This window comes from Paenibacillus pabuli (assembly GCF_039831995.1).
Classification (GTDB): Bacteria; Bacillota; Bacilli; order Paenibacillales; family Paenibacillaceae; genus Paenibacillus; species Paenibacillus pabuli_C.
The window spans coordinates 1,486,373-1,498,978 of sequence record NZ_JBDOIO010000004.1; the positions used below are offsets into that span (position 1 = coordinate 1,486,373).

At 48.8% G+C, this 12,606-nt stretch carries 7 protein-coding genes; all 7 read left to right on the forward strand.

All coding sequences use genetic code 11. The features are described 5' to 3' along the window. Positions 1–4: 4 nt before the first annotated feature. The 7 genes from ABGV42_RS26415 (at position 5) to ABGV42_RS26445 (ending at position 12,541) form a co-directional block, all read left to right on the forward strand. Positions 5–706 (forward strand): GerMN domain-containing protein, encoded by a 702-nt coding sequence (locus tag ABGV42_RS26415; RefSeq protein WP_347384372.1) that lies wholly within the window; start codon positions 5–7, stop codon positions 704–706. 73 nt (positions 707–779) lie between these two features. Continuing rightward, the gene (locus ABGV42_RS26420; protein ID WP_347384373.1) at positions 780–3,518 is read left to right on the forward strand and encodes an S-layer homology domain-containing protein; all 2,739 of its coding nucleotides are present in this window, start codon (positions 780–782) and stop codon (positions 3,516–3,518) included. A gap of 162 nt (positions 3,519–3,680) precedes the next feature. Continuing rightward, positions 3,681–4,376, forward strand: a complete 696-nt coding sequence (gene nth, locus ABGV42_RS26425; protein WP_347384374.1) for an endonuclease III — start codon at positions 3,681–3,683, stop codon at positions 4,374–4,376. A 23-nt stretch (positions 4,377–4,399) separates the two neighbouring features. Beyond that, entirely contained in the window at positions 4,400–4,672 is a 273-nt protein-coding gene (locus tag ABGV42_RS26430) for an NAD/NADP transhydrogenase alpha subunit (RefSeq protein WP_095292936.1), read from the forward strand. 309 nt (positions 4,673–4,981) lie between these two features. Then, a complete protein-coding gene (locus tag ABGV42_RS26435; protein ID WP_347384375.1) occupies positions 4,982–8,653 on the forward strand; it encodes a dynamin family protein in 3,672 nt (1,223 codons plus the stop codon). A gap of 268 nt (positions 8,654–8,921) precedes the next feature. Next, entirely contained in the window at positions 8,922–10,694 is a 1,773-nt protein-coding gene (locus ABGV42_RS26440) for an ABC transporter ATP-binding protein (protein WP_347384376.1), read from the forward strand. After that, a complete protein-coding gene (locus ABGV42_RS26445) occupies positions 10,691–12,541 on the forward strand; it encodes an ABC transporter ATP-binding protein (protein ID WP_347384377.1) in 1,851 nt (616 codons plus the stop codon). Before ABGV42_RS26440 ends, ABGV42_RS26445 begins: the two co-directional genes overlap by 4 nt. Positions 12,542–12,606 lie beyond the last annotated feature (65 nt).

Genomic DNA, 12,606 nt, shown 5'->3' on the forward strand with positions numbered 1-12,606 from the left:
TAGAATGAACAAAAAATTATGGATTGCAGCACTGTTGGTGACGGTTATGGCAGTTGCTGCCGGATGTGGAAGCAAGCCAACAGCAGCTCCTGCTCCAAGTCAGACTCAGGGGGCAGGAACAGAAGTTAGCGTCCCTGAGGATCAAAATAATGAGAACGAGACAAATGATACCGAAATTACGGATCCTGTAACTGTGGAAACAGAAGGGACGACATCTGAACCGGATTCGACACCTTCCAGCTCGGGTACGGAAGGAACAACTTCTTCGGGAGGAACTTCTACGGATTCCAACAGCCCTTCACAGGGTACAGAGCAAAAAACAATCAAGGTGTTTTATACCGATCCGGAAGAGCTGGATCTGCATGAAGCCACTGCAAGTATCTCCTATGCAGCAGATGACGACAAGTACAAGGAAGCATTTGCAGCTTTACAACAAACGGCAGATGACAAACTTGTTCCACTATGGGCCAAAGAGATTGAGTTGAAGTCCGTAAAATTTGATGCTGGTGCACTCACATTGGATATTCATATGCCTGATACCGCGCGTCTTGGTGCAGGTGGAGAAGCATATGCAATTGATGCCTTGAAGAAAACATTCTTCCAGTTTGATGAAGTCAAATCGCTTGATTTGCTGGTGGACGGGCAGCAATCTGAGAGCTTAATGGGCCATGTCGATCTTGAGCATCCAATGACAAGATCCGAATAGCCTCGCTGCAGCATGTTGTATTTACCGTTTTCAAAGGGATATCGACCGTTTTACATGAGAGGGGAAATCATAGGTGACTTTTAAATATAACAATCCATCACACTCTAAAAAAGTAGTATCAGCCGTGCTTGCAGGCATGATGGCCCTTAGCGCTGGCGGAGCTGCCATGGCAGCAGAATCAAAAGAAGCGGAGCAAAGCCAGACTGCAGCTGTAAGCAATACGACTGCACCTTCAGGTTTGTTCAATGATATCAAGGTTGGATACTGGGCTGAGAAACATGTATATAAACTGGCGAACCAAGGTATCCTTCTCGGTAACAATGGTCTGTTCCGTCCTGGAGATGCGGTAACACAACAGGAAGCCGTAACCATGGCGATCCGTTTTATGAACCAGGAAGGCCAGTTGAACGACAGCACGGCTACGGCATTACCGACAAATATGGAAGTGGGGAACTATTTCAAGCCATATGTCGCTTTGGCGCTTCAACTGGGACTGATTGATAAAACGGAAGAATCCACAGCAGACGTTTCCAAAACAACATGGGGACAAAAGCCTGCATCGCGTGAGTGGATTACTAAATTGCTGATCCGTTCATTGAACAAAGAGGCTGAAGCGAAGGCACAGAACAGTCAGTCCACTGGCTTCGCCGATGATGCAAGCATCTCCGAAGATGGCAAAGGTTACGTCAATCTGGCGGTGAGCCTGGAGCTTGCCAAAGGTGTGGAAGGCAATAAATTTAATCCAACCGGCTCGGTAACGCGTGCCCAACTAGCGACTTTCTTCAGCAGAGGAGAGGCGTTAACTGATACAGCGTATCCGAACACATTCACAGGATATGTGACTGGATTAAAAGATGGTCAGATCAGCATGCTGGTGGATGGCAAAGCAATGAACTTTGCGGTCAACAGCAGCACACCCTACTTTACAAAAGACAGTGAAACACGTGCAGCAGAACCCAATGTTCAGCTCTATACAAAAGTACAAGTGGTTGGATCTGCAGGAACTGCAGCTTATGTGGAAGTAATTGATGCGACACCGCAGGTGGAGAGCGTTGAAGGCACGTTTGCACGTTCGTTATCTGGCAATAAAATTGGTATCTTTGTTGGCGAGAACTATGAAACTTACGGATATGATGAAGCAACGGCATTTATCGACCAGAACGGGAAGGCCATTAAGTTGTCTGATATTACGGCAGACAGCATCATTGAAGTACAGCGCGAGACCTTCTCCGCTGACAAAAAGACTGTCGCAATTCGCGTGAAGTCTGGCATTGTCAACAAGAGCGACAGCGGTGTGATTGCGGAAGTGAGCACAACTGGGAAAACGATCAAGTTCACCAATGCTGCAGGAGCCACTGAGCAGTTTGCGTATGGTGATAACCTGATCATTCGTTATCAGGATCGAATTTTGTCCCTCGCAGAGCTTAAAGCAGGCAGTGCAGTGAAATACACGGTGAAGGATAGCGTTCTGCAATCCATTGAATTGTCTCAGGGTGTAGAGCAGTCTGTACGTGGCACGTTGGTAGAGATCGGTGGCAATCAATCCACATTAACGTTCAAACGTGAAGGCGGCTCTCTTGAGGCCAAACTGCTGGCTGAAAATCCGGAAGTAGTCATTAACGGCATTCAGGATGCGTCACTGTCTGACCTGATTACGGATGCAACGAATGGTGACCAGGTGGAACTGACGCTGAATGGGGAAGATCGTGTAACACGAATTCAGGTCATTGGACGTCAGATGGAACCAATGAACGGAGCTTCCGTGGTTTCCTACAACAGCAAAACAAAAGTGTTGACTGTACTGGACAGTAACAAAAAACCGTTTGTATTTACGCTGGATGACAAAACGAAGCTGGACTACAATACAACCAAGCCTACGCTGGCTGGATTGGAATCGCTTTTGAACGAAGGACGCAAACTCGATCTGACATATGTCGGAACAAGAGCGTTGTCCGTAAAATTCATATACAAATATGAAGGTACGCTCAGCGGCATGGATACCAGCAAAAAAACGATCAGCTTATTGTCTGGTAACCAAACCATCACCGTTCCTTATTCTACCGTTCCGGCGATTGAGATCTATAACAAGTCCGGAGCAAGTCTAAGTGATCTGAAGATTGGTGATAAAGTAACCGTTACACTAGGTTCCAATCAGGATTACGTACAAAAAGTGTCATTAAACACCGTGGCACAATTTGAAGTCATATCTGTAGAGACCAATGGGCGTGTTCGTGTGAAATCGGACTCACTGACAAGTCAGTTTTACGTGGATCAGGCTGTTTTGACAGGTGAAAGTGGACAAAGCATTACAGCTTCCCAACTGGCTGCTGGCAATCTGATTAACGTCACTTTCGAAGGAACCACACCTAAAGCGGTTCAGGTTGTGAAACGTACGTTTGCAGAAGTGACATCTGTTGATGCGACTTCGGTAACACTGAAGTTGTTTAACGGACAGAGCGAAACGGTACCTGTTAGCGGTGCTGTAAAAGTAATCAAGTCGGGCTCCACGCTAACCACACTAAACAGTCTTACGGTGGGTGATCGTGTCGAAATGACCAAGGATACGGACAATTCCACTAGGTTCAGAGTGATGACCATTATGAGTAAACAGTTCTGGTCCTATGATGGAGTTGGTAACCAAATCTTGGTTAAACGCGAGTCTACTTCAGACACCAATTACCGTTTTGCACTTGGTACAGGCGTATTTGTTCACCAGGGCGACAACACTTTAAGCGTGCAATCTCTCAAAGATAATGATAATATTGTATTGTATCTCCTGAATAACGTAGTCATGGAGATCCAAAAACAGTAATCGTTTTTTTCGAGGATCAAAAGAATGACCGTCTTGATGCGGGATCTTTCCCCCATCAGGACGTTTTTTTTGCAAGCTTTTTGGCGTCCCCGCAGAGCACTCGAAATAAGCTTGGAAGTAAGTCTCCACTCGGTGTGGTGATTTTGTGGGAGGTAGCTCTTCATGAATGCAGCGACTGTTAGGCACATACTCGATACAATGGAAGCAATGTTCCCTGATGCACATTGCGAATTAAATCACAGCAATGCGTTTGAATTGACTGTAGCTGTCCTGTTGTCTGCCCAGTGTACCGATGAAACGGTAAATAAGGTGACCGCAGACTTGTTCCAAAAGTACACCAGTCCTGCCGACTATCTGGCGGTTCCGCTCGAAGAGTTGGAACAGGACATCCGGCGTATTGGCTTGTACCGGAACAAGGCCAAGCATATTCAGAACATGTGCCGTATTTTAATAGAGCAGTATGGCGGTGATGTACCGCAGGAACATGATCAGCTTGTGACGCTGCCAGGTGTAGGGCGGAAGACTGCAAATGTGGTTGTTTCCAATGCATTTGGTGTACCGGCCATTGCGGTGGATACGCATGTTGAACGTGTATCCAAACGGCTCGGGCTGGCAGGCTGGGACGACTCCGTACTTGAAGTCGAGAAAAAACTGATGAAGCGCGTACCCCGGGATGAGTGGACTTTAACTCACCACCGGATTATTTTCTTTGGACGCTACCATTGCAAGGCTCAAAATCCTGGATGTCACATCTGTCCATTGCTGGACGTATGCCGGGAAGGGAAAAAGCGTATGAAAACGTCCCAAATCAGGAAAGATAAGGAACGTGCTACAACCCCAAAACGAAAAATAAATTAATGAGCAGAAGAGGATGAGTAATCATGAAATGCATTTCCGTGTACACTGACAATTTTGAGGCCTTCTCCGATATTTTTGAACAAATCGTTGAACAGGAAATGGCTGAAAACGAAGAGAAAGAAGTCGAAGGCATCACAGTAAGCCACTCTGGCGACGTGCCTGAGCACTATTTGGAGCGTATGTCCACAAAACCGGAAGTTGTGGTTATGAGAGACAAAGGAAGAGACATCACTATTTTGCAGCATGGACAAGTATTTGAAATTTTGCTGCCTTCCCTGGAGAATGCTGTTTCCTAATCTCCTGGTAAACGCAAGACATGTTGCATCAATGCTGGCATCGAGCTTATCACATAAAATCATGCCGGCATTGAGTGCAACATACATAAATACATAGGTATGCACAGTGGCAATAGAGCCACAACACAGATAAAACCGACAGATCGGTTTTATTTTTTTTAGCAAAAATGATGTTCTCTTCCTGCATGGCAGAGCTCCATAACGTGTAAACCGTTCAAATTCGGTTCGTCTAATGTTAAAATACATTTATTATGAGATAAAGGCATGATGCAAATGCCAAATTAAGAGGAGCCAGGGGGAAGGCCAGACATGACCAGAACAGATTACCCAGTAGAATTGGCTGAACCACTGCTTTCGCTGCGCAAGGCAATGGAGCAGACAGGAGACCATACTGCTGTACAGGCTTTAACGGATCTGATGAACAAGGCCGAAATGAAGCAACTGACGATCGCGTTTTGTGGACACTTCTCAGCAGGAAAATCAAGTCTGATCAATAGTTTATGTGGTAAACGGGTGCTGCCATCAAGTCCTGTTCCGACAAGTGCCAATGTCGTGTCCATTCGCAATGGTGCGCCGCGAGCGCTGATCTATACGGCTGCAAACGAAAGCGCTGACAATCAGGGAGGACTGGCAAATCCCATCGAGGTCTCACCTGAGCAGTTGGAGGAGTACTGCAAAAATGGTGGTGCATATCGTTCCATTGAAGTGTGGGATGATATTCCTTTGCTATCCGATGACGCTGTGCTGCTTGATACACCAGGAGTGGACTCGACTGACCGGGGACATGGTTTGGCAACACATTCGGCGCTTCACCTTGCTGATGTGGTGTTTTATGTGATGGATTATAATCATGTTCAGTCTGAGAGCAATTTGTCTTTTGCCAAAAGTCTGTCGGATTGGGGTAAGCCATTGTTTCTCATTGTGAATCAGATTGATAAGCATCGGGAACGGGAGCTTGCGTTCGACGACTATGTAAAAGGCGTAGAGGCGATTTTTGGCGCGTGGGAAGTCAGGTATGACGGCCTCTTGTTCACTTCGCTTCGCGATAAGGATCATCGTTATAATCAATGGAATGTGCTCCCTGATTTGATTCAACACATGTTGAAAGAGAAGGAAGCTCTAATTCGTCATAGCCTTGCAAGTTCAGCCAGCCATATCACTGAGCAGCACTTGATCAGACAGGCGGAACAGCGTGAGGACGAAGAGGCGGCTCTGCTGGAGGAGATCGGAGGACAGGAGGGCATTGAACGACTCGAACGAGAGCTTGATCAGTTAAAGGCTGAAGAAGAGGAGCTTCGTGCCAAGCCCGCACGTGAGCGTGAGAAGTTCCGTGGGGAGCTGGAGTCCCTGTTAGCAAATGCAAATCTTACTCCCGCAGATATCCGTACGTCGGCGGCCTCCTATCTTGAGAGCCGGAAACCTGGGTTTCGGGTTGGACTGCTCTTCTCAGGCGGTAAAACTGAACAGGAGAAGCAGCGCCGTGCAGCTGAACTTGTGAAAATGCTTCAGGATCAAACTTCCGGTCAAGTGGAAGTGCATATTCGCACCATGCTTCGGAAGCTGGGAGAAACGCATCAGCTGTGGAGTCCGGACTGGGAACAGGCGTTGAATGCCGAACTGCCTGTTCTGGATGAAGCACTACTGGAGATGAAACGAAGCGCTGGCGCAGAGGTGTCTCCCGAGTACGTGCTTCAATTCAGCAAGGAGGTGCGGGGCGAGATTGAGGCACGCTACCGCAGGTCGGCCATGATGCTGGCCGACCGGATGCTTGAGGCGCTGGGCGCGCAGGGCGAAGCCGCGCTCCAGGCGCTGGACGCCAGACGCACAGCGCTGCTGGCGCAATCCGCGGCGGCGGCGCGCTATACGGCGCTGCAGCGCACCGCCGCCGCCGAGGCAGCAGGGCTGCGCAGCCTGCTGCCTCCTGCGGGCCCCCTCACCTCCGGGCTGTTGCCGGAGGTGCGTGGCCCGCATGTGCCCGCGCAAGAGCCGAGCGAAGCTCACGGCTCTGACCCGGGCACATCAGCGTCTGTGGCGGTGCAGCCACAGACGGAGGCGCCGCCGCGCAAAGCTGCGGCGCATATGCAGCCGGCGGCTGGCGCACAGCGCCGCCGGCGCCTGGACGCAGCTGCGGCACGGCTGGAAGCCGCCGCTGCGCTGGTAGAGCCGTACCCCGCCATGGGTTCGGCGGTACGGGATCTGCGTGCACGCGCGGCTTCGCTTGCGGGCGGCACGTTCACCCTGGCGCTGTTCGGAGCATTCAGCGCCGGGAAGTCCTCCTTCGCCAACGCGTTGCTGGGCGAAGCTGTACTCCCCGTATCCCCGCATCCAACGACAGCGGCGATTAACCGGATCATGGCTCCGGCCGGGGGCGCGGAGCATGGAACGGCCCGGGTCCGAATGAAGACCCAGGCAGCTTTTCAGGAAGATCTGGCTTATTCCTTCCGTTTGCTCGGATTGGGCGAACCGGGAGCGGATTGGCAGAAACAGGTCAAATCCCTATCGCCACAAGATGTGCATCCCGCAGGACGGCCGCACTACAGCTTCCTGCAGGCGGCGGCTGCAGGCTGGGATGACACGGCAGATCAGCTTGGTCAAGATGTTCAGGTGGACCTAGGCGGGTACCGCGATTTTGTGGCCAATGAACGGAAATCCTGTTTTGTCGACAGCATTGATCTGTACTACAGCTGTGATGTTACGGAACAAGGCATTGTTCTGGTGGATACACCCGGAGCCGACTCGGTGAATGCCCGTCATACAGGTGTAACATTCAATTATATGAAGAACGCGGACGCGCTTATCTTCGTAACCTACTATAACCATGCCTTCTCCCAGGGGGATCGTCAGTTTCTCAATCAACTGGGACGGGTGAAAGACAGCTCCGCCATGGATCAGATGTTCTTTGTGGTAAACGCCAGTGATTTATCATCATCCGAAGAAGAGCTTGGACAGGTACTGGATCATGTCAGTACTCAGCTGCGAACCAATGGGATTCGGGCACCACGATTATTTCCCGTTTCTAGCCTGCTTGCAATGGAAGGTAAAAGCACGGGGGATACGGATATGCTGGAGCAATCAGGTTTTATCCGTTTTGAGGAAGAGTTTAATCGGTTCGCTGGCTCGGAACTTGCCGACCTGGCTGTTGGAGGTGCTGCTGAAGAGCTGTCAAGGGTTATTCAGCGGCTGGATCAGCGTGCTCACGATGCGGTTCAGGGTGAAGAGGTGCTGCAGCAGCGCAGGCAAGAACTGCATGCCGTCATGGATCAATCCCTCGCACGAATTCGAACCCTTTCCGAGCGATCCATGAGAGAAGAACTTGCTCAGGAAACGGTTGAATTACTTTTTCATGTCAGACAGCGGCTCGGTTATCGCCTGGGACTGTTTATGGCAGAAGCGTTCCATCCTTCCGTTCTGCGTGAAGACCGTGGCAATCTGAAAGGTGCATTTGCTGCATGCGGACGAGAACTGCTGCGTATGATCGCTGTAGAGCTGGAACAGGAATTGCTTGCGACTACACTCCGACTGGAGCAGGCAGGGAAGAGCTGGTTAATGAAGCAGATCGATGATTGCGTTCAGGAACTACAACGATCCGGAGGAATGGATCTTTCGCTTGCTTTTAATGAAAACTGGAGCACACCTGTGCTGGAAGAGATCCGGCTGGAGGAACCGTCGGGCTGGAAAACGTATCTTAGCTATTTCCGCAATCCGAAGCAATTCTTTGAAGGGGAGGGGAGACAGAGACTCCAGGAAGCGCTGGATCCGGTAATTAAACAAATGGTGGCTGGCGTCCTTCCCGCTGCACAGGAAAAACTGATTCAGTTCTACGATGCCCAACTGCATCAGTCGCTGCAGCATCAATCCAGCCAGTTGGAGGATCGACTGAAGGAAGCTGTTGCTGCATTGAATGAGACACTGACAAGCGGCGTTCCAGCAGAGAAATGGCATAGTCTTTCAGTCCAAGTGCAGCAATTCGTACACGAATAAGTATACACGCAAAGTGTATGCATATGTATCCGCAAAAAGGCTCCTGACCGACCAGGTCATACAGGGAGCCTTTTTTTGTCCGAACAACCTGAAACAAAGAGAATATTCAAACATTTGATTGATAGGTGGTCTTTTGTTCCTGTTAATGACGCATTAAGGAGAAAGTAGCCTGAATATGGTCAGTTATTCGCTTTGCCGCGAATGGGGGACGGTGATAAACTTCATAAATGTTCATACTGTTTTTGAACGAGACAAGAGGAGGAGAAACATGGATGTTCTCAGGCAACTGCAAACCTTTTTTTGGGAAAAGCGCACGTATTTATTTGTATCAATCTTGTTCCTCGCCATAGCGACTGCACTCGGGCTGGTGTATCCGAATTTGCTCAGGATACTGATTGATGACGTAATTATACCGCGCAATTTTGAAGACGTTCCCATACTTGCTTTGACCGTGTTAGGTGTTGTGATTTTGAAAGCGGGAATGCAGTTTTTACACGGGTTTTATGGAGGACGCCTTGGTAACTTCCTGGCGTACCGACTGCGTAACGCATGTTACGAGAAGCTTCAATTTTTATCCTTCCGTTATTATGATACGGCCAAGACGGGTGATCTGATGTCCCGCCTCACGGGAGACCTGGAAGCCATCCGTAACTTTATCGGATTTGGTTTTGCACAGATTCTCAACATGGTTTTGATGGTCGTATTCGGCGCAATCATGATGATGACGATGAGTTGGCAGCTTACCTTGCTGACGCTCATATGTATTCCTCTGCTTGCCTTTGTTGCGCTAAGATTTGAATCCCAGATCCACCCTGCATTCCAGGAGATGCGACTGGCGCTCAGTTCATTGACGACAGCCGTACAGGAAAATATCACTGGAGTGCGTACCGTAAAATCTTTTGCACGTGAGCCTTACGAAGTGGAGAAGTTTTCCACACGCAACGAGCGTTACAAAACGAATCAGATTCATGCTGCAACATTGTGGAGTCGCTATTTTCCCATCATGGAGATTCTGGCCTCTGTAAGCGTTGTACTGCTTCTCGTCATGGGAGGAAGAATGGTCATCAATCAAACGTTGTCACTAGGTGAACTCGTTGCCTTTTTCAGTTTGATCTGGTACATAATCGGACCCATGTGGAACCTTGGATTCCATATCAACAACTATACACAATCCAAAGCTTCGGGCGAACGGGTGCTTGAACTGTTGCATACACCGGTGGACGTGCAGGAGACTGAAGATCCAATCATTGTCGAGGCTGATCAGGTTAAGGGACATGTCACTTTTGATTCTGTCACCTTTGCGTATGGCAATAAAATGGCGGCAGTAACCGATATTAATTTTGATGCACCTCCGGGCTCGGTTATCGGTTTCCTGGGAGGCACAGGTTCCGGTAAATCCACCATAATTCAGCTTCTGATGCGTGCATATAACGTCAATTCGGGAACCATCAAATTGGATGGCAAAAATATTAAAGACATGGGCATTCGCAGCTTGCGGAGCCAGATCGCTTCCGTATTCCAGGAAACGTTCCTGTTCTCCTCCAGCATACGCAACAATATCTCGTATGGTCTCAAAAACGTAAGCATGGATGAAATTATTCGTGCAGCGAAGCTGGCCAAGGCACATGATTTCATTATGGAGTTTCCAGACGGATATGACACGGTTGTTGGTGAACGAGGCATGGGTCTGTCCGGCGGCCAGAAACAGCGGATTGCGATTGCAAGAGCATTGCTGAAAAATCCGAAAATTCTGGTGCTTGACGATGCGACTAGTGCAGTGGATATGGAGACCGAGCATGAGATCCAGTCCGGTTTCCAGGAAGTCATGCGAGGAAGAACGACCTTTATTATTGCACACCGTATTTCCTCCCTGCGACATGCAGATGAGATACTGGTACTGGATGAAGGGCGTGTCGTTCAGCGCGGTACACACAAACGTCTCATTGAAGAACCTGGACCATATCAGGATGTTTACAAGATTCAATACGCAGATTATATCGCCCGCGGCAAGCGGGAGGCTGGGGAGCAGGTGAACTCATGAGTGCCGAAACGGTAGCAGACAGGCGCGAGGTCAAAGAGACCTCAGAGAAGAATCTAAATGAACGATTCGTCTATCAGGACGATGAGATTATTGAGAAGCCGTTTAACTGGAAAGAATTTGGACGTTTGTTCGGTTATATGAAACCTTACGCAAGGCAGCTCCTGCCACTGATCATATTGATGATGATTTTGGGTACGATCACGAAATTATCTGTTCCTTTCTTGATCAGTCTGGCGATTGACAGAGCCATAGCACCAGAGAATGGACTGCCAAGCATGACCCTGTTATATATCATTGGGGGTTCGGTACTCCTGCTCTATCTCATTCAATGGGCTGCCAATACGTACCGGATCAAATTAACTAACATTATAGGACAGCGGGTTATTTATGACCTTCGCTCGGATCTGTTTAAACATATCCAGAAGCTGTCCTTTAACTTTTTTGACAAAAGACCGGCGGGGTCCGTACTCGTTCGTGTCACGAATGATATCAACTCCTTGCAGGATTTGTTCACAAATGGTGCGGTCAACGTCATGATCGACTGCGTGCAGTTACTCGGGATTATCGTCATATTGATGCTCATAAACTGGAAACTCGGTCTTGCTGTCATTATTACGGTACCAATCATGTTTATCATCTCCACCAAGCTGCGGGTCCTTATCCGCCGGGCCTGGCAGGATGTTCGGATGAAGAACTCCCGCATTAACTCCCACTTGAATGAATCCATTCAGGGGATTCGCGTGACTCAGGCGTACACACAGGAAAAAGAGAACATGAAGTACTTTGACAACATGAACCTGTCCAGCAAAAAATCGTGGGACAAAGCATCAGCCATGAACCAGGGCTTTGGACCGCTGATTGAAATTACCGGCGGTTTCGGTACATTGATCCTGTTCTGGTTTGGTGCTTACCTGATTCAAGATGGTCAGTTAACCGTTGGTTTGCTTGTAGCCTTCGCCAACTATGTCGGTAACTTCTGGGATCCGATCAACCGTCTGGGCCAGATGTACAATCAACTGCTGGTAGCCATGGCTTCCTCTGAACGCATTTTCGAATTCATGGATGAGAAACCAAGCATCGCGAACAAACCGGGTGCGAAGCCGATTCCTTCTATTAAAGGCGATATCGTTTTTGACAATGTCGTATTTGAATACGAGAAAGGCAGACAGGCGCTAAAAGGAATCAGCTTTACAGCCGCAGCAGGAGAGTCCATCGCACTGGTTGGTCACACAGGCTCAGGAAAAAGTACAATTATCAATCTGATTAGCCGCTTCTATGATATTACCAGCGGAAGGCTGACGATTGACGGCCATGATATACAGGATATCACTGTTGAGAGCTTGCGCAGTCAGGTAAGCATTGTCTTGCAGGATACCTTTATCTTCTCCGGAACGATTCGTGACAATATCCGTTTTGGCAGACTTGATGCAACGAATGAAGAGGTGGAGGATGCTGCGAAAGCAGTCAATGCCCATGAATTCATTATGAAACTGCCTGGCGGATATGATACGGAGGTTGAAGAAAGAGGGAATGTGCTGTCCATGGGACAACGGCAGCTGCTGTCTTTCGCCCGTGCCTTGCTCGCAGACCCGCGGATTCTCATTCTGGACGAAGCAACAGCAAGCATTGATACCGAGACAGAGCTCAAAATTCAGGAAGCACTGAAAGTACTGCTTAAAGGCAGAACGTCTTTCATGGTAGCTCACCGACTCTCGACGATCCGAAATGCAGATAATATTATCGTTCTGGATCATGGCGAAATCAAGGAAGAAGGAAACCATGAGCAACTTATCCAGAAACAAGGCGTTTATAATGGTCTCATCGAAGCGCAATACAGATTTTTATAACATGAATTCTGGCCAAGGTATGCTTTAGATTTTTGTGACTGATTCTCTTGACACTCCGGCACCCT